Here is a 25,855-nt window from a genome sequence, read left to right as displayed (position 1 = left end):
GATCGAGGGGTGTTCACGCGACCCCGCACCCGCTTCGACCTGGTCCCCCGCCGCGTGCGCGTGCACGCCGTCACCGAGCTGACGGGCACGCTGCGCCGCACCACGTTCCGCGACGTCGACGGCGCGGACCCCGCCGCCCCGACGTCCCTCGCGGCGCTGCGGGCGCCCGGCCCGGAGGACCACGTCAAGGTCTTCCTGCCCGACCCGGCCACCGGCGAGCTGCACGCCCCCGCTCTTGCTGCGGACGGCGGGCTGCAGCGGCCCACGGGCGTCGTGTCCATCTCGCGCGACTACACCGTGCGCGCCACACGGACCGTCGACGGCGTGGCCGAGCTCGACGTCGACTGGGTGCTGCACGGTGACGAGGGGCCGGCGTCCGCGTGGGCCGCCCGCGCGGCCGAGGGCGACGAGGTGGTGCTCGCCGGGCCGCGAGGCAGCGTCGGCGTGCCGGACGGGATCGGCCGCCTGACCCTCGTCGGCGACGAGACCGGGCTGCCGGCACTCGCCCGCTGGGTGGCCGCCGTCGGGAACGACGTGCGGATGACCGCGGTCGTCGAGATCGGCGACGACGTCGACGAGGCGTACGTCGAGGACGAGCTGGACGGCGCGACCGTCGAGATCCTCTACCGCACCGACGGTCCCGGGCAGCTCGCCGAGGCCGTGCGCTCCCTCGGCGGGCTGGAGTCCGACGAGCTGTTCGTCGGGCTCGGGGAGGCAGGAGACCTCGTGCCCGTGCGCCGCTACCTCCGCCGCGAGCTGGGGCTGCCGGCCGAGCAGGTGCAGGTCTCCGGGTACTGGCGCCGCGGGGTCACCAACCTCGACCACCACCTGCCGCTGGACCCGAGCGACCCGGACTGACCCGGCTCGGGCCGCGCGTCACGTCCTGACGTCGATTCCGGTCGTCAGGTCCAGACGGCGACGCTGCGCCGCACCGGGACGGAGTCGGCGTCGGACGCGAAGAGCTCGGGGGAGCGGGCCCGCACCTGCTCGATGTCGTCGAAGACCGCGCGCAGGTGGGAGCGCAGCACGTCGTGCGCGGTGGCGCGGTCACCGGCGACGAGCGCGTCGAGGATCTGCTGGTGCTGGGCGACGAACGCGTCCGGCGGGGTCTCGTTGAGGCCGAGGCGGCGGGCCCGGTCGAGGTGCGCCTTCGCGGAGGCCACCGTGCTCCACGCGCTGGCGTGGCCGGAGAGGCCCAGCAGCCCGCGGTGGAACTCCTCGTCGAGGCGGAAGAACTCCTCCACGTCGATGCCGGGCCGGTGCTGCTGCTCGAGGTTCTCGCGCAGGGCGGCGACGGCGTCGGCGTCCGGCGGGTCGGGGACGGCCGCGAGGGACGCCAGCTCCACCGCCTCGCGGACGAACTGGGCGTCGGCGACGCGCTGCGGGTCGACGCGCGAGACGAACGAGCCCACCTGCGGGAACACCTGGACGAAGCCCTCCTCGGACAGCAGGAGCAGGCTCTCGCGCACCGGCGTGCGGCTGACGCCGAGGCTCGCCGCGAGCTCGTTCTCGGAGAGGGCCGAGCCCGGGGGGAGCTCGAGCGTGACCACCTTCTGGCGCAGCGTCTCGTGGACCGCGCGGCGTGCGGTGCGGCGACCGCCCGGAAGGCTCATGGCCGCCACTCTAATCGACCCCCCCGTGCGGACCGGCGGTTGACAGACTGGGGTTCCAGTACTTGTATACCAGTACTGCCATGAAAGTGGGTGCTGTGCACCCTGCCGGCGCAGCAGCCGGCCACGAGGGTCGACCACGACGGTCGGCGACGCGAAGGAGCAGACCGTGACGCACGAGACCACCGCCAGCCCGCCGGGGCAGCGGTCCACCAAGGACCTCACGCGGGCCGCCGTCTCCGGATGGCTCGGCACCGCGATGGAGTTCATGGACTTCCAGCTCTACTCGCTCGCCGCCGCGATCGTCTTCAACCGGATCTTCTTCCCGGACGTCAGCCCCGCCATCGGGCTCATCGCCGCGATGGGCACGTACGGCGTCGGGTACGTGGCACGCCTCGCCGGCGCGATCTACTTCGGGCGGATGGGCGACCGTATCGGCGCCAAGCGGGTGCTCGTCATCACCATCACGCTCATGGGCGTCTCGACCACCCTCATCGGCGCCCTGCCCACCCACGCCGTCATCGGCATCTGGGCACCGATCCTGCTCGTCGCGCTGCGGATGATCCAGGGCTTCGGCGCCGGGGCAGAGATCGCGGGGGCGACGGTGATGCTCGCCGAGTACGCGCCGGCGAAGAAGCGCGGCCTCATCGCGTCCCTCGTCTGCCTCGGCACCAACTCGGGCACGCTCGCGGCCTCCGCGCTCTGGGCGCTGCTGCTCGCCGTGCTGAGCGAGGAGCAGCTCCTGTCCTGGGGCTGGCGACTCCCGTTCCTGCTGAGCTTCGTGCTCATGATCTTCGCCGTGTGGCTGCGCCGCCGCCTCAAGGAGAGCCCGGTGTTCGAGCAGCGGTCCGACGTCGTCGACGGCGTGGCCCTCTCCCGCGACGAGCTCGCGGCCGCCGACCGCGCCGCCGCCACGGAGGGGGAGCGCAGCACGCTCGAGGCCGCGCTGCACCAGCGCAAGGGCAAGGCCTTCTTCCTGGCGCTCGCCCTGCGCTTCGGCCAGGCCGGGAACTCCGGGCTCGTGCAGACCTTCCTCGTGGGCTACATCGCGACCACCGTGCTCGTGGACGAGTCGGTGGGCACCACGGCCATCGCCATCGGCTCGCTCGTCGGCTTCGTGACCATCCCGGTGGTCGGCCTGCTCGGCGACCGCTTCGGCCGCCGACCGGTGTACACGGCGATGACGATCCTGTCCGTGCTGGTCTCCGTGCCGGGGATGCTGCTCGTCACCACCGGCAACCCGGTGCTCGTCGTCGTCGCCGTGGCGCTGCTGCTCAACGTCGCCGTGCTGAGCCTGTTCTCGCTCGAGAGCGTCACCATGGCCGAGCTGTTCGGCGCGCGCACGCGGTTCACGCAGCTCGCGCTCGCCAAGGAGCTCGGCGGCATCCTCGCCACCGCGATCGGCCCGGTCGTCGCGGCGAGCCTCACGGCGCTGACGGGCCACTGGTGGCCGATCGCGGCGATGCTCGTCGCGTACTCGCTCATCACCCTGGTCGCGGCCCGGATCGCGCCCGAGGTGCGCGGGCGCGACCTCGTGCGGCTGGAGGACGCGGTATGAGGGCCGTCGTGGTGCACGGCGCCGGCGACGTCCGGGTGGACGACCGCGCCGAGCCCGTCCCCGGACCGGGGGAGGTGCTGCTCGCCGTCGAGTGGGGCGGCGTCTGCGGATCGGACCTCTCCTACTGGCGCCACGGCGCCTCCGGCACCGCCGTCCTGCGCGCGCCGCTCGTGCTCGGGCACGAGATCGCGGGGCAGGTCGCCGCGACGGGCCCCGGCGTCGAGGGAGTCGACGTCGGCCTGCGCGCCGCGGTGCACCCCGCGACGCCGGTCGGCTCCGATCCGCTGCCGGCGCGCCTCGCGGGACGCACCAACCTGCACGCGCGCGTCCGATACCTCGGCTCGGCGGCGTTCGACCCGCACACCGACGGCGGGTTCGCCGAGCGGGTCGTCGTGCGCGCCGACCAGCTGCGCCCGCTGCCCGACGGCGTGAGCACGCAGCACGGGGCGCTCGCCGAGCCGCTCGCCGTCGCCATGCACGCCGTCGCGCGCGCCGGTGACCTGCGTGGCCGGCAGGTGCTCGTCAACGGGTGCGGCCCGATCGGGGCGCTCGCCGTGGCGGCGGCCCGACGCGCCGGGGCGGCACGGATCGTCGCGGCTGACGTCGCGTCCGCGTCGGCGGCGGTCGCCTCCCGCATGGGGGCGGACGACGTCCGCGTGCTCTCCGAGGGCGACGCCCTGCCCGAGGACGTCGAGGTGGTGATCGAGGCGTCCGGCGCGCCGGGCGCGCTCGCGGGCGTGCTGCACGCGACCGCGCGGGGCGGAACGGTCGTGCAGGTCGGCAACCTGCCCGGCGGCGAGGTCACGGCCGCGCTCGGCGACCTCGTCACCCGGGAGATCACCTGGGTGGGCTCCTACCGGTTCGTCGACGAGATCTCCGACGCGATCGACGCGATGGCGGCGGGGCTCGACGTCTCGCCCGTCGTCTCGCACGTCTTCGACGTCGACGACGCCGAGAAGGCGCTCGCCGTCGCCGCCGACCGGTCGACCGGCTCCAGCAAGGTGATGCTGCGGCTCGGCGAGCCCGCCTAGCCCTACCCAGCCCCCGGTCGGGGAACCCCGGGAGCGCCGTCGCTCAGGCGGCGGCGCTCTCCGTCTCGCCGCGGAGGGCGTCGATCTGCTCCTGCAGCGTGGACAGCAGGTCCGCGACCTGCGCGGCGCCGTTCTCCCGCGCCTCGTCGGTCACGTGCTTCACCTCGGCCGACGCCGCCTCGAGCGCCACCTGGGCGTCCTCGAGCGCCACGACCGCGCCGTCCTGGGACTGCTCGGCCCGCCCCAGCGCCGCGCGCGCCTCGTCGGTCGCGGCCTGCGCGGAGGCCATCGCGTTCGTGACGTCGGTGCGGAGCTCGTCAGGGATACCGGTCACCTGCTCTTCGATGCGCTGCAGGTCGTCGTCGATGGCCTCTGCCTGGCTCTGCGCGTCGGCGATGAACTGTTCGACGTCGGCGGGGGCGGAACACGCGCCGAGCATCATCGCGAGAGCGAGGAGGCTCGCCGCGGCGAGACGGGTCGTCGTCTTGCCCTTCGTGGTGCTCGTCGTCGTTGACGTCATGGCCACGATTGTGCACGGTCTACCTGAACGTTTGCCCACAGACGTGTGGAGATCTTGGACACAGCGCGACGGCGGGTCAGCGGGCGCCCAGGCGCCGGCTGATCTCGGCGGCGGCGCGGCCGGCGGCGGCAGCGAGCTCCGACCGGCGGGCGTCGTCCACGTCGTCCGACCAGAACGTCAGCGCCACGCCCGCCACCGGGTGGCCGGTGTGGTCCAGCGCGGCGTGCGCCACCGACGCGAGGCCGGTCGTGACCTCGCCGTCCTCGGTGGCGTGGCCGCGGCGGCGCGTGTCGCGCAGCACCTCGCGCAGGTCGCGGAGCGTGCGGGGGCCGACGCCGGTGCGGTCCGCCAGCGCCGACGCCGTCGGGAAGAGGGCGCGGACCTGCGCCGCCGGCAGCAGCGCCAGCACGGCGCGGCCGCTCGCCGTGAGGTGGCTGGGCAGGCGCACGTCGACGTCGGTCACGAGGCTGGGGCGGTGCGGCGCGCGCTGCTCCACGAGGTACAGCACCTCGCGGCCGTGCAGGACGGCGAGGTGCGCGCTCTCGCCCGTCGTCTCGACCAGCCGCGCGACGACGGGGCGCGCCAGCCGCGCGAGCGGCGCCTGCCGCGCGTACGCGGAGCCGAGCGACAGCGCCGCCGTCCCGAGCCCGTAGCGGTGCTCCTCCGGCAGATGGGTCACGAACCCCTCGTGCACCAGCACGGACAGCAGGTGGTACACGGTGGAGCGCGGCAGGCCCAGGTGCTGCGCGACCGCCGCCGCCGGGACCGGGCCCGCCTGCGCGGCGAGGAACGTCAGCACCCGGAGCGTGCTGCGCGCGGCCGGGACGTCCGCCATCGTGCCCTCCCCCCTCCGCGATATAGAGAACCCCAGACCGCGAGATAGAGAGCCCCTCTATCTCGGCGGTCACGCCTCTCTATCTCGCGGGGGCTGTGTCTGGGATCCCAGACTGAACCTCGCCGCTCCCCGTGTCCAGCGGCCCGTCGACGGTGTGTGCTGGCGACATGTCCGCAACGCTGCAGCAGGCCGGCGACCCCGCCGGTCGCACGACGACCCACCTGGTCCCGCCGAGCGCCGACGTCGTCGTCGAGATCACGGGAGACCCCCTGACCGTCGAGGACGTCGTGGCGGTCGCCCGCCACGGCGCACGGGTGCGCCTCACCGACCGCGCGCTGGCCGGGATGGCCGCGAGCCGCGCCGTCGTCGAGTCCCTGGCCGACGACGACCGCCCGCACTACGGCGTCTCCACCGGCTTCGGGGCGCTGGCCCGCCGCCACATCCCCACCGCGAAGCGCGCGCAGCTGCAGCTCGGCCTGGTGCGGTCGCACGCGGCGGGCAGCGGCCCCGAGGTGGAGCGGGAGGTGGTCCGCGCGCTCCAGCTGCTGCGCCTGGCGACCCTCGCCACCGGCCGCACCGGCGCGCGACCCGTGGTCGCCGAGACGTACGCCGCGATGCTCAACGCGGGGGTCACGCCCGTCGTCCACGAGTACGGGTCGCTCGGCTGCTCGGGCGACCTCGCGCCGCTGGCGCACGTCGCCCTGGCCGCGCTCGGCGAGGGCCCGGTGCGTGTTGCGGCTTCGGGGGACGCGGACGGCGAGCTCGTCGACGCCGCCGACGCGCTCGAGGCCGCCGGCATCGCGCCGTTGGAGCTGCGCGAGAAGGAGGGGCTGGCCCTCATCAACGGCACGGACGGGATGCTCGGGATGCTGTGCCTCGCGCTCGACGACCTGCACCGCCTGCTCACGACGGCGGACGTCGCGGCCGCGGCCAGCGTGGAGGCGCTGCTCGGCTCGGACGCCCCGTTCGCGGCGGACCTGGTCGGGATGCGGCCGCACCCGGGGCAGGCGGCGTCGGCCGCGAACCTGCGTGCCCTGCTCGCCGGGTCGCCCGTGGTGGCGAGCCACCGGGCCGTCGACGCCGACGGGCGGCCGGAGTGCACCCGCGTGCAGGACGCGTACTCGCTGCGCTGCGCACCCCAGGTGCACGGTGCGGCGCGGGACACGGTCGAGCACGCGGGGACGGTGGCCACCCGCGAGCTCGCCTCCGCGATCGACAACCCCGTCGTCACGGTGGACGGCCGGGTGGAGTCGAACGGCAACTTCCACGGCGCGCCCGTCGCGTACGTGCTGGACTTCCTCGCGATCGCGGTGGCCGACGTCGCGAGCATGAGCGAGCGGCGCACCGACCGGTTCCTCGACGTCGCGCGCAACGAGGGCCTGCCCGCGTTCCTCGCCGACGACCCAGGCGTCGACTCGGGCCTGATGATCGCGCAGTACACGGCCGCCGGGATCGTGTCGGAGCTCAAGCGCCTGGCGGCGCCGGCGAGCGTCGACTCCGTCCCGTCGTCCGCGATGCAGGAGGACCACGTGTCCATGGGCTGGGCCGGGGCGCGCAAGCTGCGCCGCGCCGTCGACGGCCTGGGCCGCGTGCTCGCCGTCGAGCTCATGACCGCCGCCCGCGCCCTCGACCTCCGCCTCGCCGACCTGTCAGACGTGTACACCACCGGAGCGACCCCTACGTCTGACAACTCGCAGGACGTGGAGAACGTGTCAGACGCTCACGCCACTCGGGTGCGCGGTACGTCTGACAACTCGCCGACCCCGGGCGCCGCCGCCGGCACCGGCGCCGTCCACGCGCTGCTGCGCACCGCCGTCCCCGGCCCCGGGCCGGACCGGTTCCTCGCCCCCGAGATCGAGGTCGTGACGCGGCTCGTGGCCGGCGGCGAGGTCGTCGCCGCCGCGAGCGCCGCCGTCGGCCCGCTCGCCTGACCCGCCGCCCCTGATCAGCCCGAAGGAGACGACGATGTCCCACAACCTCGGCACCCCGGTGCCCGTGCGCGCCCCGCGCGGCACGACGCTCACCGCCCGCAGCTGGCAGACCGAGGCCCCGTTGCGGATGCTCATGAACAACCTCGACCCGGAGGTGGCGGAGCGCCCCGACGACCTCGTCGTCTACGGCGGCACCGGCCGGGCGGCGCGCGACTGGCCGAGCTATCACGCCATCGTCCGCACCCTCACGACGCTGGCCGAGGACGAGACGCTGCTGGTGCAGTCCGGCAAGCCGGTGGGCGTGCTGCGCACGCACGAGTGGGCGCCGCGGGTGCTCATCGCCAACAGCAACCTCGTGGGTGACTGGGCGACGTGGCCCGAGTTCCGCCGCCTGGAGGCCCAGGGCCTGACCATGTACGGCCAGATGACGGCCGGGTCGTGGATCTACATCGGCGCGCAGGGCATCCTCCAGGGCACGTACGAGACGCTCGCCGCGGTGGCCGCGAAGAGGTTCGGCGGCACCCTCGCCGGCACCCTCACGCTCACGGGTGGCTGCGGCGGCATGGGCGGCGCGCAGCCGCTGGCCGTCACGCTCAACGGCGGCGTGTGCCTGGTGGTCGACGTCGACCGGTCGCGCCTGGAGCGGCGCGTGCGCGAGCGCTACCTCGACGAGGTGGCGGACGACCTGGACGACGCCGTCCGCCGCGTCGAGGCGGCGAAGGCCGAGCGGCGGGCGCTCTCGGTCGGCGTGGTCGGCAACAGCGCGGCGGTCGTGCCGGAGCTGCTGCGCCGCGGCGTCGCCGTGGACGTCGTCACCGACCAGACGTCGGCGCACGACCCGCTGTCGTACCTGCCCGTCGGCGTTTCGGTGGACGAGTGGCACGACTACGCCGCCGCCAAGCCGGAGGAGTTCACCGAACGGGCGCGCGAGTCGATGGCCCGGCACGTGGAGGGCATGGTCGGCTTCCTCGACGCGGGCGCCGAGGTGTTCGACTACGGCAACTCGATCCGCGACGAGGCGCGCCGCGGCGGCTTCGACCGCGCCTTCGACTTCCCCGGCTTCGTGCCCGCGTACATCCGGCCGCTGTTCGCGCAGGGCAAGGGCCCGTTCCGGTGGGCCGCGCTCTCCGGCGACCCGCGCGACATCGCGGCCACGGACAAGGCCGTCCTCGACCTGTTCCCCGACGACGACCACCTGCACCGGTGGATCCGCGCCGCCCAGGAGCGCGTCGCGTTCCAGGGCCTGCCCGCCCGCATCTGCTGGCTCGGGCACGGCGAGCGCGACCGCGCCGGCCTGGCGTTCAACGACCTCGTCGCGAGCGGACAGGTGAGCGCGCCGGTCGTCATCGGCCGCGACCACCTCGACGCCGGCTCCGTCGCCTCCCCGTACCGGGAGACGGAGGGCATGGCCGACGGCTCGGACGCCATCGCCGACTGGCCGCTGCTCAACGCACTCACCGCCGCGTCGTCGGGCGCCACCTGGGTGTCGCTGCACCACGGCGGCGGCGTCGGGATGGGGCGGTCCATCCACGCCGGGCAGGTCTCCGTCGCGGACGGCACCGACCTGGCCGCGCAGAAGCTCGCCCGCGTGCTGTCCAACGATCCGGGCCTCGGCGTGCTGCGGCACGTCGACGCCGGGTACGACGACGCCGCGGCCGCCGCCGCGCGGGGCGGGCTGCTCGTGCCCATGCTGGAGACAGACCCCGACACGGAGGTGTGACGTGCGCGAGGTGGAGCACCCCGGCGGGTCGCACCCGGCCACGCTGGTCCTCGGGATCGGCGAGCTCACGACCAACGCCCCCGAGGCGGTCGGCACGGACCCCGTCGACGACCCCACGGGGGTGGTCCGGGACGCCGCGCTGCTGCTCGACGGCGGTCGCGTGGTCTGGGCGGGCCCGGAACGCGACTGCGCCGCCGGGGTGGAGGCGGCCCTCGGCCGCGCGCCGGACCGCGTCGTCGGGGTGGAGGGCCGCGCCGTCGTGCCCGGCTTCGTCGACTCGCACACCCACCTCGTCTTCGCCGGCGACAGGTCGGGCGAGTTCGAGGCCCGGATGGCCGGCCGCCCGTACGCCGCGGGCGGCATCCGCACCACCGTCGCGGCGACGCGCGCGGCGTCGGACGACGAGCTGCGGGCGAACCTGCGCCGTCACGTCGACCAGGCGCTCGCGCAGGGCACCACGACGCTCGAGACCAAGAGCGGCTACGGGCTGTCCGTCGCCGACGAGGAGCGGTCCGTGCGGCTCGCGGCGGAGGTCACCGGCGAGGTGACGTTCCTCGGCGCGCACGTGGCGCCGCCGGAGCTCTCCGACGACCCGGACGGTTACGTCGACCTCGTCTGCGGCGAGATGCTCGCCGCGTGCGCCCCGCACGCGCGCTGGGTGGACGTGTTCTGCGAGACCGGCGCGTTCACGCCCGAGCAGTCGCGTCGCGTGCTGGAGGCCGGCGCCGCCGCCGGGCTGGGAGTGCGGGTGCACGCGAACCAGCTCGGCCCGGGGGAGGGAGTGCGGCTCGCGGTCGACCTCGGCGCCGCCGCCGTCGACCACTGCACCTACCTGTCCGACGACGACGTGGCGGCGCTCGCGGGCTCCTGGGCGGGGTCCGGCGGCGCGCGGGGGACCGTGGCGACGCTGCTGCCCGGCGTCGAGTTCTCCACCCGCCAGCCGTACCCCGACGCGCGCCGTCTGCTCGACGCGGGCGCCGTCGTCGCGCTCGCCAGCGACTGCAACCCGGGCTCGTCGTACACGAGCTCGATGCCGCTCATGGTGGCGCTCGCCGTCCGCGAGACGGGCATGACCGTCGCCGAGGCGGTCTGGGCGGCGACGGCGGGCGGTGCCCTCGCGCTGCGTCGCGACGACGTCGGGCACCTCGGCCCCGGGGCGCGCGCGGACCTGGTCGTGCTCGACGCCCCCGGCCGCACCCACCTGGCCTACCGCCCCGGCGTCCCGCTGGTGCACGCGGTGTGGAAGGACGGCCACGAGGTCGTCCACCCGCCGAGGTAGCGCACCTCCGGCCCGGACGGCGCACCGCGAGGGAAGGGGAGACGAGGGTCACGCCCGCGCGGCTGGCGGGGCCGCCCGACCGGTAGGTAGGGTGATGGCATGACCTCATCCCCCGCCGTCAGCATCGTCGACCTGACCAAGACCTACGGGCAGCGCCGCGCCCTCGACGGCGTGTCCCTCGACATCCGCCAGGGCAGCCGCACCGCGGTGCTCGGCCACAACGGCGCGGGCAAGTCCACCCTGCTGGAGATCGTCGCCACGCTGCGGGTGCCCACCTCGGGCACCGTGCGCATCGACGGTCGGGACGCCGTCACGCAGGCGCGCGACGTGCGGCGCCTCATCGGCCTCACCCCGCAGTCCAACGCGCTCGACCCCCTCGTCACGCCCGCCGAGGTCCTCGACTTCCAGGGCGCCGCGCTCGGCATGGGCAGGTCCGCCGCCGCCCGCCGCCGCGACGAGCTGCTCGAGCTGCTGGGCCTCGCGGAGCACCGCAGGACCCGCATCGCGAAGCTCTCCGGCGGGACCCGCCGCAAGGTCGACCTCGCCGTCGCCCTCGTCGCCGAGCCGCCGATCGTGATCCTCGACGAGCCGACCACGGGACTGGACCCGATGAGCCGCCTGGGGTTCTGGGACGAGCTGCGCCGCCTGAACGCGGAAGGCCGGACCCTGCTCGTCTCCACCCAGGACCTCCACGAGGCCGACGTCCTGGCGACCGACGTCGTCGTGCTCCGCGACGGGAAGGTCGCTGCCCATGCCGCGCCGGAGGCGCTCAAGCGCCAGGTCGGCGAGCGCGCCCTCACGATCGGGCTCAGCACCGCCCCGGCCGCGCACCGGTTCGCCGCCGCCGCGGCCGAGCCCTTCCGCCCCGACCCGGACGACGAGCGCACGCTCCACCTCCCGCTGGCCGACGGCCCCGACGCCCTGCGCGCCGCGCTGGGCGACCTCGGGGCGCACGGCGACGAGGTGACGGCGCTGCGCCTGGCCGAACCCTCGCTCGACGACGTGTTCGTCGCCCTCGCCGCCCGCTGACCACCCACCTCAAGGATCCGCCGTGACCGCCGTCGCCCTCGCCGCACCAACCCGCCGCTCCGCCCTGCCCGTCACGCTCGCCGCCGCCGGACGCTCCACCCGGACGATCCTCCGGTCGCCCGCGCTCCTGGTCTCGCCGCTCGCCCAGTCCCTGTTCTTCCTCGTCGTGTACGCGGGCCAGCTGGGGACCGTCGGGGGCTCGTACCTGGAGGGCGGGAGCTTCGTCGCCTTCCTGCTGCCGCTGATCCTGCTCACGGGCGCCGCGACCGGTGCCGGTGCCGCGGGCACCCTCGTCCTCGGCGACCTCACCAGCGGGTACCTGGACCGGCTCCGCCTGGCGCACGGCGCCACCGGACCGTTCCTCGCCGGCGCGGTCGTCGCGGCCCTGGCCGGGGTGGTGATCCAGACCGTCCTCACCCTCGCCGGCGCGGCCGTCATCGGCTACCGGCCGGCCGACTGGCCGGGGCTGCTGGGGATGCTCGCGCTCCTCGTCGTGCTCACCCTGGGGATCGCGCTGCTCAGCATCGCCGTCGCCGTGCGCACGACGTCGGCCGCCAGCACCGGGCTGGTCCCGCTCGCCGTCTTCGGGCTCTCGTTCTTCACCGGGGTGTTCGCCCCGGTGGACGAGCTGGCGCCCTGGATGCGCACCATCGCCACGTTCAACCCGCTCACCTACGTCATCGACGCGGCCCGCCAGCTGGAGAGCGGCGTGCCGCCGACCGCGCTGCCCCTCGCGCTCGTCGTCCTCGCGGCGATCGTCGTCGCCGGGGTCGTCGCCTGCACCTTTGCCCAGAACTACGCCAGGAGGAACCGTTGACCGCCACCGCCCCGACCACCCGTGACCAGATCCTCGACGCCTTCGCCGACCAGCTCGCCACCGTCGGGTTCGCCGGCATCTCCCTCGTCGGCGTGGCGAGGACCGCCGGCATCCAGAAGCCGTCGATGTACCACCACTTCCCCGGCGGCAAGGAGGAGATCTACACCAGCGTCGCCCTGCGGTTCATCGACGACCTGGGCTCCCGCGTCCAGGCCGCCGTCACGACGGACGGTGACCTCGCCGACCGGCTCGTCGCCCTCGCCCAGGCGTCCGCCGGCCGCACCGCCCGCACGATCTCGTTCGAGGAGCGGATCTACGACGCCCTCGACCACGTCGCCCAGCCGACGCGGGACCTCGTCTCGCAGCGCTACGTCGACGGGGTGCTCGCGCCCGTGACCGGGCTCTTCGCCCGTGCGGTCGAGAACGGCGAGGTCAGCGGCGCGCCGGAGCTGCTCATGAACGCCTTCCTCCACATGGCTCGGGCGACCGACCTCATGCGCACGCCGGACGACGCCCAGCGCATCGTCGACCTCTTCCTCAACGGGGCGCGCACCCGGTAGGCGCCTACCCGCGGCGGGCGACGCCCGCCAGCACCTCCAGCACGCACAGGGCCGCGAGGCGGACGGTGCGGCCGTCGGGGGCGTCGGCGGTGGCGTCCACCTCCGCGACGTCGACGGAGCGGACGCGCGGGTCTGCCGCGGCGGCGCGGACCAGCGCGCGCAGCTCCCACGCCGCCAGCCCGCCCGGCACGGACGCGGGGCAGCCCGGCGCCACCGACCGGTCGCAGACGTCCACGTCGACGTCGAGGTGCACCGGGCCGCCGGCCGCCCCCGCGACGTCGAGGGCCTCGCGGACCACGTCGCCCAGGCCGCCCGGACCGCGCCGCCGGACGTCGTCCAGCGTCACGACCGTGATCCCCAGGTCGCGCGCCTGCCGCGCGTAGGCGGCCGAGTTGGCGAAGTCCGCGATGCCGACCTGCACGATCCTCGTCGGGTCCAGGCCGGCCTCGATCAGCCGCCGCACCGGCGAGCCGTTGGAGACGCCGTCGCGCAGGTCGTGGTGCGCGTCGAGGGTGACCAGCCCCGCCGCCGGGAGGTCGTCGCCCCACGCGCCGAGGGCCACCGGGACGGTGAGCGCGTTGTCCCCGCCCAGCGCGACGACGACGTTCGCCCCCGCCGCCGCCGCGGCGACCGCGGCACGCGCGCGGGCCTCGCCGTCCGGCCCGTCGGGCTCGTCGACGTCGCCGTGGTCGACGACGGCGAGCCCGCCCAGGTCGACGGGCTCGCCGTCGGGCCCCGCGATCAGTGCGGGGCTGTACCGGCGCAGCGCGTCGCGCACGGCGGCGGGGGTCGCGTGCGCGCCCGTCGGGGACAGCGAGGTGCGCCACGTGGGGACGCCGAGCACGGCCAGGTCGGCGCGCGACGGCGTCGGCTCAGGCCAGCCGCCCGCGCGGGGCCAGAGCGGGTCGTGAGGCAGGGGGACAGGGGTCACCTCGCCGACGGTACGGCCTCCATGAGGTGCCTCACACCCGCACGCAGACCGCTGTGCACGGCGATGCCGCGCTGCTATGGTCCGATGTTCGTAGGTTCATTCATGGATTCGATGACGACGTTCGACGACGTCGATGGATCGAGAACCTGAACACCCCCACTCCGATCGTGCATGGAGCTCCTGTGACTGTCAGCGTCCCCGTGAGGCACCTCCTCACCCTGCGCCTCGATGTCGACTTCCGTCGCGTCGCCAGCGCGCTCTGTCGCTGACCGCACGACGACCGTCGTCGACGCCGACGACGCCCCGCGACGCCCACCAGCCCGACCTCGACGGCCGTGGCGCGTCCCCGCACTCCGTGCACCCCTGATCTCCCGGACGACAGCGTGCCGCCGTCGTCCACCCCCAGGCGCTCCCGCGCGCCTCAGGTGAAAGGTTCCCCCGTGTCTTCCGCAACCAAGGTCCCCGGCACCCCGCCGCGCGAACGCAAGAAGCTGCGCTTCCCGTCGTTCTCCGTGCAGATCCTGCTGGGCCTCGCCCTCGGCGTGCTGCTCGGCTGGCTCGCGCTCTCCCTCGGCCCGCAGGCCGACGGGGAGACGCCCAACGGCCTGACCACGACGCTCGACACCATCGGCTCGTCGTTCGTCACGCTGCTCAAGGCGATCGTGCCGCCGCTGATCTTCACCGCGATCGTCGCGTCGATCGCGAACCTGCGCACCGTCACCAACGCGGCCCGCCTCGCCGGCCAGACGCTGCTCTGGTTCGCCATCACCGCCGCGATCTCCGTGGCGATCGGCATCGGCCTGGGCCTGGTCTTCCAGCCGGGCCACAACACCACCCTGTCGGTGGCCGACGGCGCCGAGCCGTCCAGCACCGGCACCTGGATGGACTTCCTCAACGGCCTCATCCCGACCAACGTGCTCGGGCTGGGCGCCTCCACGTCCGTCGAGGCGGGGGCCGACGGCGCGCTGAGCGCCGAGACCGGCGTCAGCTTCAACGTGCTGCAGATCCTCGTCGTCGCGCTGGTCATCGGCATCGCCGCCCTGAAGTCGGGCGCCAAGGCCGACCCGTTCCTCGCGTTCAACAAGTCCGCGCTCGCCATCGTGCAGAAGGTGCTGTGGTGGATCATCCGCCTCGCGCCGCTGGGCACGATGGGCCTCATCGGCAACGCCGTCGCCACCTACGGCTGGGAGTCGCTGCGCTCGCTCGCGTCGTTCTCCGTGGCGATCTACGTGGGCCTCGCCCTCGTGCTGTTCGTCGTGTACCCGGTGCTGCTCAAGGCCAACGGCCTCGGCGTCATCGCCTGGTTCAAGGGCGCGTGGCCGGCGATCCAGCTCGCGTTCGTGTCCCGCTCGTCGGTGGGCACGATGCCCGTGACGCAGCGCGTCACCGAGCGGAACCTCGGCGTGCCGAGCGAGTACGCGTCGTTCGCCGTGCCGCTGGGCTCGACGACGAAGATGGACGGTTGCGCCTCGATCTACCCGGCGATCTCCGCGATCTTCGTGGCGCAGATCTTCGGCATCGACCTGTCGGTGACGGACTACCTGCTCATCGCGTTCGTCTCCGTGGTGGGCTCGGCCGCGACCGCGGGCCTCACCGGCGCGATGGTCATGCTGACCCTCACGCTGTCCACGCTGGGCCTGCCGCTGGCGGGCGTGGGCCTGCTGCTCGCCGTCGACCCGATCCTCGACATGGGCCGCACCGCCGTGAACGTCGCCGGGCAGACCGTGGTCCCGACCATCGTCGCCAAGCGCGAGGGCCTGCTCGACCTCGAGCAGTACCGCGCCGCGTCGTCGGAGCACCTGTTCGACGAGGACGACGCCACGCAGGACGGCGCGCAGGACGACACCGCCCAGACCGAGGCCGCGCAGGACGACGCCGGCCGCGAGCCGGTGGGAGCCGGCGCGAAGGCCTGACGGTCGCCGGCACGTGACGAAGGCCCGGCGGGGGAACCCGCCGGGCCTTCGTCACGTGCTGGGTCTGGCCCGGGCTACCGCGCCAGGGCGGCGGCCTCGACGATGCCGGTGCAGGGGATCGCGAGGACGTCGCCGCGGCGCAGGTCGCGCGGCAGGCGGGCCACCGGCCCGCCGCGGCCCGGGGCCGGGTGCACGGTGAACGGGCGCAGCGGCTCCGGCGTCGCCCGGCCCACGAGCCGCGCCCGGTCGAGCAGGACGGCGCACCCGTCGAGGTCGGCGTCGAGCCAGGCCTGCCGCGCGTCCTCCCCGAGCCGCGGGACGGCGTCCACCACCCGCGCCAGGACGACCGTCCGTGGCGCGGCCTCACCCCAGTAGCGGTCGACGCGGGCGACGTCGGCGCCCACGGGGACGTAGACGCGCGGCGTCGGGCAGTGCTCGGCGAGCCGGGCCAGGCTGGTGCGGTCGACGAGCACGTCGTCGGCGGTGAGCTCGGTGTCCTCCGGCCACCCCTCGAGCGCGGCACGCCGAGGGTGGGCCAGGGTCGTGAACAGCGTCGTGAGGCTCATGCCTCCGGTCTACTGCGGTGCGGGGCCGCGGGACCCGGGCCTCACGGAACGCATACGCGCACGGGCCCGATCCTCACGACTTCTCGCCGTCCGGGTCGAACCGGTAGCCCATCCCCGCCTCGGTGACGAGGTAGCGCGGGGCGGCGGGGTCGGGCTCGAGCTTCTTGCGCAGCTGCGCGACGTACAGCCGCAGGTAGCCGGTGTCGGTCACGTGCTCGGAGCCCCAGATCTCGGTGAGGAGGGTCTGGCGGGTGACGAGCCTGCCGGGGTTGCGCACCAGGCGCTCGAGCATCTGCCACTCGGTCGGCGTGAGGCGCACGTGCTCCGCCTGGCCCCCACGCGCGCGCGTTACGCTGTGCGCGGAGAGGTCCACCGTGACGTCGCCGAACCGCACCACCGGCTCGGAGTCCTCGTGCGCGACGCGGCGGGTGAGGGCCCGGATGCGGGCGAGCAGCTCCTCGATCGAGAACGGCTTCGTCACGTAGTCGTCCGCCCCGGCGTCGAGCGCCTCCACCTTGTCGGCGGCGCCCGTGCGCCCGGACACCACGAGGATCGGGGCGTCGGACCAGCCGCGCACGGCATGGATGACGTCGATGCCCTCCGGCTCCGGCATGCCCAGGTCGATCATGAACACGTCGGGACGGTGGTCGACGGCGCGGGCGATCGCCTGCGTCCCGGTGGTCGCCGTGACGATCTCGTACCCCTGCGCGGTGAGCGTGATCCGCAGGGCGCGCAGGATCTGCGGGTCGTCGTCGGCGATGAGGATCTTCACGGGGCGGTCGCCTCCGGGGCGTCGGGGTGATCGGGGTCGTCGGGCTGACGGGTCGCCCCCGCGGCGGGGAGCGCGACCACCATGGTGAGGCCTCCGCCGGGGGTGTCCTCGGGGGTGAGCGTGCCGCCCATGCCCTCGACGAACCCCTTGGACAGCGCGAGGCCGAGCCCCAGGCCGGTCGTGTTGTCGGTGTCCCCGAGCCGCTGGAAGGGCACGAACACGTCCGCGCGCCGGTCGGCGGGGATGCCGGGGCCGTGGTCCACCACGCGGACCTCGACCGTGCCGGCGAACGCGCTGGTGGCCACGCGCACCCGCCGCCCGGAGGGGGAGTGGCGCAGCGCGTTGGCCAGCAGGTTCACCAGCACGCGCTGCAGCAGCACGGCGTCGGCGACGACGCTCGGCACGGTGAGGTCGAGGTCCAGCTCCACCTCGCCGGGGCCGACGCCGAGCTCGTCGAGGGCGGGCAGCACGACGTCGGCGGTCTCGACGGGCGCCGTCGAGACGGCGAGGACGCCGGCCTCCAGGCGGCTCACGTCGAGCAGGTCGGTGATGAGGGTGGCCAGTGCGCTGAGGCTCTCGTCGGCCGTCTCCAGCAGCTCGTCCCGGTCCGCCTCGCTCAGCGCCCCGCGCGCGGAGCGCAGCCCGCTGACGGCGGCGGCCGCGGAGCTCAGCGGGCGGCGCAGGTCGTGGCTCAGCGCGGACAGCAGGGCGCTGCGCACCCGGTCGGACTCGGCGAGCTGGTCCACCTCGCTCGCGACCTCGGCCAGGTCGCTGCGCTCCAGCGCGGCCTGCAGCTGGACCGCGATGACGTTGAGGAGGCGGCGTTCGGAGGCCGCGAGGTCGCCCCCGGAGAGCTCGAGGACGGCGCGGTCGCCGACGTCGATCGTCGTGCGCGGGCCGGCGGGGCCGTCCTCGCCGTCCGCGGCCAGCACCACGCCGTCGGCGACGAGCCGCGCCCCGGTGAGGCCGAATGCCTCGCGCGCGCGGCTCACCAGCGCCTGGACGGCGTCCTGCCCGCGCAGCACGCTGCCGGCGACCGTCGCCAGCACCTCGGACTCGGCGGCGGCCCGGCGCGCGGCGCGCGTCGTGCGGGCGGCGCGGTCCACGACGACGCTCACCAGGACGGCGGTGACGACGTAGAGGACGAGGGCGACCACGTGGAGGGGCTCGCCCACGGTGACGGTGTGGAGCGGCTCGACGAAGAAGAAGTCGAGCGTGACCCCGGACAGGATCGCGGCGTAGACGGCGGGCCCCGCCCCGCCGACCAGGGCCACCACGACGACCAGCAGCTGGTACGCCAGCACGTCCGAGACGATGGACTCCGCGCTGCGGAACGACACCAGGCCCCAGGTCAGCAGCGGGCCGCCCAGGACCGCGAGGAGGTAGCCGGCCAGGCGCCGCCGCGCCGACAGGGCGCCGCCCATGCGGGGCAGGCGGGCCCGGCCGCCCGCGGCCGCGTGGTTGACGATGTGCACGTCGATGTTCCCGGCCTCGCGCGTCACGGTGGCGCCGATGCCGGGCCCGCTGAGCGCGGCGGCGAGCCGTCCGCGGCGGGAGACGCCGATGACGAGCTGCGTCGCGTTGACGCCGCGGGCGAACTCGACCAGGGCGGTCGGGACGTCGTCGCCCACCACCTGGTGGTAGGTGCCGCCGAGCTCCTCGACCAGCAGCCGCTGCCGGGCGAGCGCACCGGGTGTCGCGGCCCGCAGGCCGTCCTGGCTCGTGACGTGCACCGCGAGCAGGTCGCCGCCGGCCGACCGCGCGGCGATCCGCGCCCCGCGCCGCAACAGCGTCTCGCCCTCGGGGCCGCCGGTGAGCGTCACGACCACCCGCTCGCGGGCCTCCCACGTGGAGTCGATCCCGTTCTCGGTGCGGTAGTGCTGGAGCGCCGCGTCGACCTCGTCGGCCAGCCACAGCAGGGCGAGCTCGCGCAGCGCCGTGAGGTTGCCGAGCCGGAAGTAGTTGGACAGCGCCGCGTCCACGCGTTCGGCCGGGTAGACGACGCCGGACGCGAGGCGGTCGCGCAGCGCCTGCGGGGCGAGGTCCACGACCTCGATCTGGTCGGCGGCGCGCAGCACGGCGTCGGGGATGGTCTCCTGCTGCGCCACCCCGGTGATCTTCTGCACGACGTCGTTGAGCGACTCGATGTGCTGGATGTTGACGGTCGACAGGACGTCGATGCCGGCGTCGAGCAGGGCGTCGACGTCCTCCCAGCGCTTGGCGTGCGCCAGGCCGGGCGCGTTGGTGTGCGCGAGCTCGTCGACCAGCGCGACCTCCGGCCGCCGCGCCAGGACGGCGTCGAGGTCCAGGTCGCCGAGCGCGACGCCGCGGTGCGTCACCGTCGTGCGGGGCACGAGCTCCAGGCCCTGCGCCATCGCGGCGGTCGCGGCGCGCCCGTGTGTCTCCACCAGCGCCACCACGACGTCCTTGCCGTCGTCGCGCAGCCGCCGGCCCTCCTCGAGCATGGCGTAGGTCTTCCCCACGCCCGGCGCGGCGCCGAGGAGGACGCGCAACCTGCCGCGACCCATGCTCACCTCCCGAGCTCGGCCGTGCTCTTGTCGAGGGCCACGTTGAGCTCCAGCACGTCGACCACGGGCTCCCCGAGGTATCCCAGGGCGCGACCCTCAGTGTGCCCCGCGACGAGGGCCGCGACCTCCTTTTCCGGCAGGCCGCGCGCAGCGGCGACCCGCGCCACCTGGAGGTCGGCGTACTCCGGGCTGATGTGCGGGTCCAGCCCCGAGGCGGACGCGGTGACGGCGTCCGGCGGGACGTCGGCCTCCTCCACGGCCTCGAGCGCGGCCACGGCCGCGCGCCGCTCGGCGATCGCGGCGACGAGGTCCGGGTTCTCGGGGCCGAGGTTCGACCCGGACGACGCGGCGGCGTCCCACCCGTCGCCCGCGGCCGACGGCCGCGGCTGGAAGTACTGCGGCAGGGGCGCGCCGTCCGCGTCGACGAAGCCCTGGCCGATCAGCCCGGACCCGACGACGTCGCCGTCGGCGTCGTGCACGAGCGAACCGTCGGCCTGCGCCGGCAGCACGAGCTGCCCGACGCCGGTGATCGCCGCCGTGTAGCCGACGCCGAGGAGCAGGGTGAGGACGATCATCGCCCGGACCGCGACCCCGAGGGCGCGGCCGGTGCTGCGGGTGGTGGCGTTCATGGATGTTTCTCCTTCGTTCCTGCTCAGAACCCGGGGACGAGGCGCACGACGAGGTCGATGAGCCAGATGCCGACGAACGGCGCGACGATGCCGCCGAGGCCGAAGACCAGGAGGTTGCGCCCGAGGGTCTTCGACGCGTCCATGGGCCGGTACCGCACGCCGCGCAGGGACAGCGGGATGAGCAGCACGATGACGAGCGCGTTGAACACGATCGCCGAGACCACGGCGGACGACGGCGAGCTCAGGCCCATGATGTTGAGCGCCTCGAGGCCGGGGAACACGCCCATGAACATCGCCGGGATGATCGCGAAGTACTTCGCGATGTCGTTCGCGATCGAGAAGGTGGTCAGCGCGCCGCGGGTGATGAGCAGCTGCTTGCCGATGCGGACCACGTCGATGAGCTTGGTGGGGTCGGAGTCGAGGTCGACCATGTTGCCGGCCTCCTTCGCGGCCGATGTGCCCGAGTTCATCGCGACGCCCACGTCGGCCTGCGCCAGGGCGGGGGCGTCGTTGGTGCCGTCGCCGGTCATCGCGACGAGGCTGCCGCCCTCCTGCTCGCGCCGGATGAGCTCGAGCTTGTCCTCCGGCGTGGCCTCGGCGAGGTAGTCGTCCACGCCGGCCTCGGCGGCGATCGCCGCGGCGGTCAGGGGGTTGTCCCCGGTGACCATGACGGTGCGGATGCCCATGGCGCGCAGCTCGGCGAACCGCTCGGCGATGCCCTCCTTGACGACGTCCTTGAGGTGCACGACGCCGAGCACGCGCCCCGCCCCGCCGGGCGCCCGGACCGCCACGACCAGGGGCGTGCCGCCGGACCGCGCCACCCGCTCGACGGTGTCCTCGACCTGGGCGGCCACCGCGGCGGAGGTGCCGCCGTCGCCCAGCCAGGCCATGACCGCGCTGCCGGCGCCCTTGCGGATCTGTGTCCCGTCGGGCTCGTCGAGGCCGGACATGCGGGTCTGCGCCGTGAACGGCACGACCTCGCCGGGCACCGCGGTGCTCTCCTGGCCGCCCAGGTCCACGCCGGCCCTGGCTGCCAGGGCGACGATGGAGGCGCCCTCCGGCGTCGGGTCGGCGAGGGACGCGCACGCGGCGGCGCGCACCAGGTCGCGGGCGTCGACGCCGGCGAGCGGCAGGAACTCGCTCGCCTGCCGGTTGCCGTAGGTGATGGTGCCGGTCTTGTCGAGCAGCAGCGTCGTGACGTCGCCGGCCGCCTCGACGGCGCGTCCGGACATCGCCAGCACGTTGCGCTGCACCAGGCGGTCCATCCCGGCGATGCCGATGGCGGACAGCAGCGCGCCGATCGTCGTCGGGATGAGGCAGACGAGCAGGGCGACCAGGACGGCCACGCTCACCGGGCTCGCCGCGTACGACGCGATCGGGTTGAGCGTGAGCGCGACGACGACGAACACGATCGACAGCGACGCCAGCAGGATGCTCAGCGCGACCTCGTTCGGCGTCTTCTGGCGGCTGGCGCCCTCGACGAGCGCGATCATCCGGTCGACGAACGTCTCGCCGGGCTTCGAGGTGATGCGCACGACGATCCGGTCGGACAGCACGCGCGTGCCGCCGGTGACGGCGGACCGGTCGCCGCCGGACTCGCGGATCACGGGCGCGGACTCGCCGGTGATGGCGGACTCGTCCACCGACGCGATGCCGCGCACGATCTCGCCGTCTCCCGGCACCAGGTCGCCGGCGGACACCACGACGACGTCACCGAGGTCCAGGTCCGCCGACGACACGTCGTCGATCGCGGCGCGCAGGGCCTCGGGGTCGTCCGCGTCGTCGTAGCCGGCGACGCGGTGCGCGACGGTGGCCGTACGGGTCTGCCGGAGCGTGTCCGCCTGGGCCTTGCCGCGACCCTCCGCGACCGACTCGGCGAGGTTCGCGAACACGACGGTGAGCCAGAGGAACAGCGCGATGACGACGGTGAAGGAGCCCGGCACGACCGTGCCGCCCGAGGTCACGGGCCCGCCGAGGAACGGCTCGACGACGGCGAGCACGGTGGTGAGCGCGGCGCCGACCCACACGACGAACATCACGGGGTTGCGCCACATCCGGCGCGGGTCGAGCTTGCGGAACGCGCCCGGCAGGGCGTCCCGCACCTGGGCCCAGGAGAAGGCGCCGCCGGGCGTGCGGGCGGTCTGCGGTGACGAGGGAGCGGGGGACGACGAGGTGTCGATCAGGGTGGACATGTCAGACGAGCCCTTCCGCCAGGGGACCCAGCGCGAGAACGGGGAAGTAGGTGAGCGCGGTGAGGACGACGACGACCCCGACGAGCAGCCCGACGAACTGCGGTCGATGGGTGGGCAGCGTCCCTGCCGTGGCGGGCACCTTGTCCTGCCGGGCGAGCGACCCGGCGAGGGCGAGGACGAGCACGATCGGCACGAAGCGGCCGAGGAGGATCGCGACGCCGAGCGCGGTGTTCATCCACGGGGTGTTCGCCGTGATGCCGGCGAAGGCCGAGCCGTTGTTGTTGGCGGCGGAGGTGAACGCGTACAGGACCTCGGACAGGCCGTGCACGCCCGGGTTCCAGATCGACGTCTCCACGACGCTCTCGCGCACCGCCGGGATCGCGAAGCTGAGCGCGGTCCCCGCCAGCACGAGCGTCGGCGTGACGAGGATGTACAGGCTCGCGAGCTTGATCTCGCGCGGCCCGATCTTCTTGCCCAGGTACTCGGGCGTGCGTCCCACCAGCAGGCCCGCGACGAACACGGCGACGACGGCGAGCACGAGCATCCCGTACAGCCCCGAGCCGACGCCGCCGGGCGCCACCTCGCCGAGCATCATGTTGAGCATCGGGAGCATGCCGCCCAGCGCGGTGAACGAGTCGTGCATCGCGTTGACGGCGCCGGTCGACGTCGTCGTGCTGGTGGTCGCGAACAGCGTGGTGCCGATGATGCCGAACCGCGCCTCCTTGCCCTCCATCGCGCCGCCCGCGAGCTGCGGGGCGCTGCCGTTCCCGGCGGACTCGAGCGCCGTCAGCGCGGCGAACGACGCCACGAAGATGACCCCCATCGCGGCGAGGATCGCGTAGCCCTGCCGCAGGTCGCCCACCATCCGCCCGAACGTGCGAGGCAGCGAGAACGGGATGGCCAGCATGAGGAGGACCTCGACGACGTTCGTCCACGCCGTCGGGTTCTCGAACGGGTGGGCCGAGTTCGCGTTGAAGAACCCGCCGCCGTTGGTGCCGAGCAGCTTGATCGCCTCCTGCGAGGCCACCGGCCCGCCGGGGATGCTCTGCGCGCCGCCGGCGACGGTCGTCACGTCGGTGAAGCCGGCGAAGTTCTGCACCACGCCGCCGGCGATCAGCACCACCGCGGCCAGCACCGAGATCGGCAGCAGGATGCGCAGGCAGCCGCGCACCAGGTCCACCCAGAAGTTGCCGATCGTGCCCGTGCGGCGGTGGGCGAACCCGCGCACCAACGCCACGGCCACGGCCATGCCGACCGCCGCGGACACGAAGTTCTGCACCGCGAGCCCGGCGAGCTGCACCGTGTACCCGAGGGTCTGCTCGGGGGAGTACGACTGCCAGTTGGTGTTCCCCACGAAGGACGCGGCCGTGTTGAACGACAGGTCCGGCGCGACGGCGGGCAGCCCCAGCGAGTACGGCAGCCACTGCTGCGTGCGCTGCAGGGCGTAGACGAGCAACAGCCCGACGACCGAGAACGCCAGCACGCTGCGGGCGTAGGCCTGCCAGGTCTGCCCGGAGCGCGGGTCGACACCCAGCACGCGGTACAGGACCCGCTCGGCACGCCAGTCCCGGGGCGTGGTGTACACGGTCGCCATGTAGTCCCCGAAGGACCGGTGGACGGCGGCGAGGACGAGGGCGACGGTCGCGAGCGCGAGGACCGCCCCGACCCAGCCCATCAGAACTTCTCCGGCTTCACGAGGGCCACCACGAGGTAGACCAGCGCGGCCACACCGAGCGCGGCGGCGAGGAGCTCGACGACGATCACAGCTTCTCCACCGCCTTCGCGATCCCGGCCACCAGCGCGAACAGGGCGATCACGCCCAGCACGTAGACGACGTCGAGCACCAGCACGTCCCCACTTCGATTCCGACGGCCGCCGAGGCGGGCCGGGCGCCCGTCCTGGGTGCCGACGTCGATGCAACACCCGCCGGAAGCCCCGCAGGCCCGTCCTCACGGGATCCATACGGCGATCGTCCGGACCCTGACGGAAGCCCTACGGCACGGGCCCGAGGTCCCGGAAAAACGGGGGTCCGCGGCGCCCCGGCCGTGCCAGGGTGCTCGCATGGACACCGTCGACGACGACACCCGGGCCGCGTGGGCTCTCGCCTCGCGCAAGTACACCGACGAGTACGACGAGCACCTGGAGGAGGCCCGCACGGTCGAGTTGCTGCCCGCGGAGGTCGCGGCGCTGCGCCCGATCGTCCAGGGCGCCGACGTCGTGCACCCGATGAGCGGCCACGGCCTGGACGACCTCGCCCTCGCGCGCCTCGGCGCGCGGTCCGTGCACGGGCTGGACTACAGCCCGGCGCCGGTGGCGAGCGCGCAGCGCCGGGCCGACGAGCTCGGACTGCCCTGCCGGTACACCCGCGCGACGCTCCCCGACAGCGGGCTCGACGACGCGTGCGCCGACCTCGTCTACACCGGCAAGGGCGCGCTCATCTGGGTGGCGGACCTGCCCGCGTTCCTCGCCGAGGTGCGCCGGCTGCTGCGCCCGGGCGGATGGTTCTACGTCTACGAGGCCCACCCCTTGGTGCCGCTGTGGACCTGGGACACCGACGAGATCCGCGTGCGCCCGGACCGGGGGTACTTCGAACGGTCGCACGTCAACGACACGTTCCCCGGCCACGGCGCGGTGGAGCGGCAGCACACGCTCGCCGAGCTCGTCATGGCGTGCCTGGGCGCGGGGTTCGCGCTGGAGCACCTCGAGGAGCACCCCGACCCGTTCTGGCTCCCTGCCGGTATCGACGCCGCCGCCTGGGACGGCCGCGTCCCGAATGCGTTCAGCCTGCTCGCCCGCCTGGCGTGAGCGCCGTCGCGCACGACGGAGCGCCCGCTCCCCGGGAGGGGAACGGGCGCTCAGCGGGCCGGCGGGTCAGGACGCCGCGGGCTCCTCGTGGTCGGTCGGGGTGTGCACGATGTCGTAGTACACGTCGGTGTTCCCCTCCTCGGGGAACACGCGGTAGGTGAACTCCTCGTCGGTGAGCGTGACGATGTCCGAGTCGCGCTCGAACAGCACCTCGCCGGCGTCGTCCTTCGCCACGATGTGGCGGGTCGTACCCTCCTCGTCGACCGTCCAGTCGCCCTGCATCTTCGGGGTGTCGTCGAGGTTGTACATGGAGAACGTGCCGTCGGCGTCGAAGTACGCCCAGCCGACGAAGGTGCTGACGTTCTCGTCGTCGAGCGGGACGTCGTCGCCCTCGGCGTCGGTCGCGCCGGTGGTCTCCCACGCGGTCGAGGCGAGCACGTCGGACGGCGTCTGCGCGTCGTCGGCCGCCGCGGCCTCCTCCGCAGCGGCGGTGTCCGAGGCGGCCGCGGCGTCGGCCTCGTCCGTGCTGCAGGCGGTGAGCGCGCCCAGGGCGAGCAGCGCCGAGACGGCGAGGGTGACGGGCTTCTTCGGCGTGGTGGTCCTCATGCGGTGTCCTTCTCTCGTGGCCG

The 25,855-nt window shown here is 74.4% G+C and carries 23 protein-coding genes; 11 read left to right on the top strand and 12 right to left on the bottom strand.

What is annotated here, in order from left to right; all coding sequences use genetic code 11:
* The first annotated feature begins 9 nt into the window (after positions 1-9).
* A complete protein-coding gene (locus ACH436_RS19200) occupies positions 10-858 on the top strand; it encodes a siderophore-interacting protein (protein WP_430561803.1) in 849 nt (282 codons plus the stop codon).
* 44 nt (positions 859-902) lie between these two features.
* Here the strand turns inward: ACH436_RS19200 and ACH436_RS19195 are convergent, their stop codons facing one another.
* Positions 903-1,613, bottom strand: coding sequence for a GntR family transcriptional regulator (locus ACH436_RS19195; protein ID WP_430561802.1), 711 nt, complete (start codon positions 1,611-1,613; stop codon positions 903-905).
* Between the two features lie 166 nt (positions 1,614-1,779).
* Here ACH436_RS19195 and ACH436_RS19190 point away from each other — a divergent pair, with 166 nt between their 5' ends.
* Positions 1,780-3,168: an MFS transporter gene (locus ACH436_RS19190; protein WP_430561801.1), complete on the top strand. Its 1,389-nt coding sequence runs from the start codon at positions 1,780-1,782 to the stop codon at positions 3,166-3,168.
* Positions 3,165-4,199 carry an L-idonate 5-dehydrogenase gene (locus tag ACH436_RS19185; RefSeq protein WP_430561800.1) on the top strand — a complete coding sequence of 345 codons (1,035 nt, stop codon included), beginning with the start codon at positions 3,165-3,167 and terminating at the stop codon, positions 4,197-4,199. The genes ACH436_RS19190 and ACH436_RS19185 overlap by 4 nt, the downstream gene beginning before the upstream one ends.
* 43 nt (positions 4,200-4,242) lie before the next feature.
* Here the strand turns inward: ACH436_RS19185 and ACH436_RS19180 are convergent, their stop codons facing one another.
* A complete protein-coding gene (locus tag ACH436_RS19180) occupies positions 4,243-4,719 on the bottom strand; it encodes a hypothetical protein (RefSeq protein WP_430561799.1) in 477 nt (158 codons plus the stop codon).
* A gap of 76 nt (positions 4,720-4,795) precedes the next feature.
* Positions 4,796-5,554 (bottom strand): IclR family transcriptional regulator, encoded by a 759-nt coding sequence (locus ACH436_RS19175; RefSeq protein ID WP_430561798.1) that lies wholly within the window; start codon positions 5,552-5,554, stop codon positions 4,796-4,798.
* A 167-nt stretch (positions 5,555-5,721) separates the two neighbouring features.
* Here ACH436_RS19175 and hutH point away from each other — a divergent pair, with 167 nt between their 5' ends.
* The 6 genes from hutH (at position 5,722) to ACH436_RS19145 (ending at position 12,890) form a co-directional block, all read left to right on the top strand.
* Positions 5,722-7,485, top strand: a complete 1,764-nt coding sequence (gene hutH, locus ACH436_RS19170; RefSeq protein ID WP_430561797.1) for a histidine ammonia-lyase — start codon at positions 5,722-5,724, stop codon at positions 7,483-7,485.
* Positions 7,486-7,519: 34 nt separating this feature from the next.
* Entirely contained in the window at positions 7,520-9,205 is a 1,686-nt protein-coding gene (gene hutU, locus ACH436_RS19165) for a urocanate hydratase (protein WP_430561796.1), read from the top strand.
* Between the two features lies 1 nt (position 9,206).
* Entirely contained in the window at positions 9,207-10,484 is a 1,278-nt protein-coding gene (gene hutI, locus ACH436_RS19160; protein ID WP_430561795.1) for an imidazolonepropionase, read from the top strand.
* Positions 10,485-10,583: 99 nt separating this feature from the next.
* The gene (locus ACH436_RS19155; RefSeq protein WP_430561794.1) at positions 10,584-11,513 is read left to right on the top strand and encodes an ABC transporter ATP-binding protein; all 930 of its coding nucleotides are present in this window, start codon (positions 10,584-10,586) and stop codon (positions 11,511-11,513) included.
* 22 nt (positions 11,514-11,535) lie between these two features.
* Complete coding sequence (locus ACH436_RS19150; protein ID WP_430561793.1) at positions 11,536-12,330, top strand: ABC transporter permease; 795 nt, start codon at positions 11,536-11,538, stop codon at positions 12,328-12,330.
* Positions 12,327-12,890 carry a TetR/AcrR family transcriptional regulator gene (locus tag ACH436_RS19145; RefSeq protein ID WP_430561792.1) on the top strand — a complete coding sequence of 188 codons (564 nt, stop codon included), beginning with the start codon at positions 12,327-12,329 and terminating at the stop codon, positions 12,888-12,890. The genes ACH436_RS19150 and ACH436_RS19145 overlap by 4 nt, the downstream gene beginning before the upstream one ends.
* A 4-nt stretch (positions 12,891-12,894) precedes the next feature.
* Here ACH436_RS19145 and ACH436_RS19140 read toward each other — a convergent pair whose 3' ends face one another.
* Positions 12,895-13,821 carry an arginase family protein gene (locus ACH436_RS19140; protein WP_430561791.1) on the bottom strand — a complete coding sequence of 309 codons (927 nt, stop codon included), beginning with the start codon at positions 13,819-13,821 and terminating at the stop codon, positions 12,895-12,897.
* Positions 13,822-14,261: 440 nt separating this feature from the next.
* On the opposite strand from ACH436_RS19140, the gene ACH436_RS19135 reads away from it, so the two are divergent.
* Positions 14,262-15,734: a dicarboxylate/amino acid:cation symporter gene (locus ACH436_RS19135; RefSeq protein WP_430561790.1), complete on the top strand. Its 1,473-nt coding sequence runs from the start codon at positions 14,262-14,264 to the stop codon at positions 15,732-15,734.
* A gap of 74 nt (positions 15,735-15,808) precedes the next feature.
* Here the strand turns inward: ACH436_RS19135 and ACH436_RS19130 are convergent, their stop codons facing one another.
* The 7 genes from ACH436_RS19130 to ACH436_RS19100 all read right to left on the bottom strand — a co-directional run bounded on the left by ACH436_RS19130 (position 15,809) and on the right by ACH436_RS19100 (position 24,185).
* Positions 15,809-16,300 (bottom strand): hypothetical protein, encoded by a 492-nt coding sequence (locus ACH436_RS19130; protein WP_430561789.1) that lies wholly within the window; start codon positions 16,298-16,300, stop codon positions 15,809-15,811.
* 73 nt (positions 16,301-16,373) lie between these two features.
* The gene (locus ACH436_RS19125; protein WP_430561788.1) at positions 16,374-17,072 is read right to left on the bottom strand and encodes a response regulator; all 699 of its coding nucleotides are present in this window, start codon (positions 17,070-17,072) and stop codon (positions 16,374-16,376) included.
* Positions 17,069-19,600 (bottom strand): ATP-binding protein, encoded by a 2,532-nt coding sequence (locus tag ACH436_RS19120; RefSeq protein WP_430561787.1) that lies wholly within the window; start codon positions 19,598-19,600, stop codon positions 17,069-17,071. Before ACH436_RS19120 ends, ACH436_RS19125 begins: the two co-directional genes overlap by 4 nt.
* Before the next feature lie 2 nt (positions 19,601-19,602).
* A complete protein-coding gene (gene kdpC / locus ACH436_RS19115) occupies positions 19,603-20,229 on the bottom strand; it encodes a potassium-transporting ATPase subunit KdpC (RefSeq protein ID WP_430561786.1) in 627 nt (208 codons plus the stop codon).
* A gap of 23 nt (positions 20,230-20,252) precedes the next feature.
* Positions 20,253-22,421: a potassium-transporting ATPase subunit KdpB gene (gene kdpB / locus ACH436_RS19110; RefSeq protein WP_430561785.1), complete on the bottom strand. Its 2,169-nt coding sequence runs from the start codon at positions 22,419-22,421 to the stop codon at positions 20,253-20,255.
* A 1-nt stretch (position 22,422) separates the two neighbouring features.
* On the bottom strand, positions 22,423-24,096 hold the full coding sequence (gene kdpA, locus ACH436_RS19105; protein ID WP_430561784.1) for a potassium-transporting ATPase subunit KdpA: 1,674 nt from the start codon (positions 24,094-24,096) through the stop codon (positions 22,423-22,425).
* On the bottom strand, positions 24,096-24,185 hold the full coding sequence (locus ACH436_RS19100) for a potassium-transporting ATPase subunit F (RefSeq protein WP_429734823.1): 90 nt from the start codon (positions 24,183-24,185) through the stop codon (positions 24,096-24,098). Before ACH436_RS19100 ends, kdpA begins: the two co-directional genes overlap by 1 nt.
* A gap of 297 nt (positions 24,186-24,482) precedes the next feature.
* On the opposite strand from ACH436_RS19100, the gene ACH436_RS19095 reads away from it, so the two are divergent.
* Entirely contained in the window at positions 24,483-25,226 is a 744-nt protein-coding gene (locus ACH436_RS19095; RefSeq protein WP_430561783.1) for a class I SAM-dependent methyltransferase, read from the top strand.
* Between the two features lie 66 nt (positions 25,227-25,292).
* Here ACH436_RS19095 and ACH436_RS19090 read toward each other — a convergent pair whose 3' ends face one another.
* A complete protein-coding gene (locus tag ACH436_RS19090) occupies positions 25,293-25,832 on the bottom strand; it encodes a DUF4822 domain-containing protein (protein ID WP_430561782.1) in 540 nt (179 codons plus the stop codon).
* Positions 25,833-25,855 lie beyond the last annotated feature (23 nt).

The sequence above is a fragment of the Isoptericola sp. NPDC019693 genome, from assembly GCF_044389085.1.
Classification (GTDB): domain Bacteria; phylum Actinomycetota; class Actinomycetes; order Actinomycetales; family Cellulomonadaceae; genus Isoptericola.
Note: the sequence above shows the minus strand (reverse complement) of the source record. Positions and strands in the feature narration are given on the sequence as shown.

What these genes read in the sequence shown, in the direction of transcription:
- ACH436_RS19195 (WP_430561802.1), bottom strand. Translation starts at nt 1,613, where the DNA reads ATGAGCCTTCCGGGCGGTCGCCGCACCGCACGCCGCGCGGTCCACGAG.
- ACH436_RS19185 (WP_430561800.1), top strand. Translation starts at nt 3,165, where the DNA reads ATGAGGGCCGTCGTGGTGCACGGCGCCGGCGACGTCCGGGTGGACGAC.
- ACH436_RS19180 (WP_430561799.1), bottom strand. Translation starts at nt 4,719, where the DNA reads ATGACGTCAACGACGACGAGCACCACGAAGGGCAAGACGACGACCCGT.
- ACH436_RS19175 (WP_430561798.1), bottom strand. Translation starts at nt 5,554, where the DNA reads ATGGCGGACGTCCCGGCCGCGCGCAGCACGCTCCGGGTGCTGACGTTC.
- hutH (WP_430561797.1), top strand. Translation starts at nt 5,722, where the DNA reads ATGTCCGCAACGCTGCAGCAGGCCGGCGACCCCGCCGGTCGCACGACG.
- hutU (WP_430561796.1), top strand. Translation starts at nt 7,520, where the DNA reads ATGTCCCACAACCTCGGCACCCCGGTGCCCGTGCGCGCCCCGCGCGGC.
- ACH436_RS19155 (WP_430561794.1), top strand. Translation starts at nt 10,584, where the DNA reads ATGACCTCATCCCCCGCCGTCAGCATCGTCGACCTGACCAAGACCTAC.
- ACH436_RS19130 (WP_430561789.1), bottom strand. Translation starts at nt 16,300, where the DNA reads ATGAGCCTCACGACGCTGTTCACGACCCTGGCCCACCCTCGGCGTGCC.
- ACH436_RS19120 (WP_430561787.1), bottom strand. Translation starts at nt 19,600, where the DNA reads ATGGGTCGCGGCAGGTTGCGCGTCCTCCTCGGCGCCGCGCCGGGCGTG.
- kdpC (WP_430561786.1), bottom strand. Translation starts at nt 20,229, where the DNA reads ATGAACGCCACCACCCGCAGCACCGGCCGCGCCCTCGGGGTCGCGGTC.
- kdpB (WP_430561785.1), bottom strand. Translation starts at nt 22,421, where the DNA reads ATGTCCACCCTGATCGACACCTCGTCGTCCCCCGCTCCCTCGTCACCG.
- kdpA (WP_430561784.1), bottom strand. Translation starts at nt 24,096, where the DNA reads ATGGGCTGGGTCGGGGCGGTCCTCGCGCTCGCGACCGTCGCCCTCGTC.
- ACH436_RS19095 (WP_430561783.1), top strand. Translation starts at nt 24,483, where the DNA reads ATGGACACCGTCGACGACGACACCCGGGCCGCGTGGGCTCTCGCCTCG.
- ACH436_RS19090 (WP_430561782.1), bottom strand. Translation starts at nt 25,832, where the DNA reads ATGAGGACCACCACGCCGAAGAAGCCCGTCACCCTCGCCGTCTCGGCG.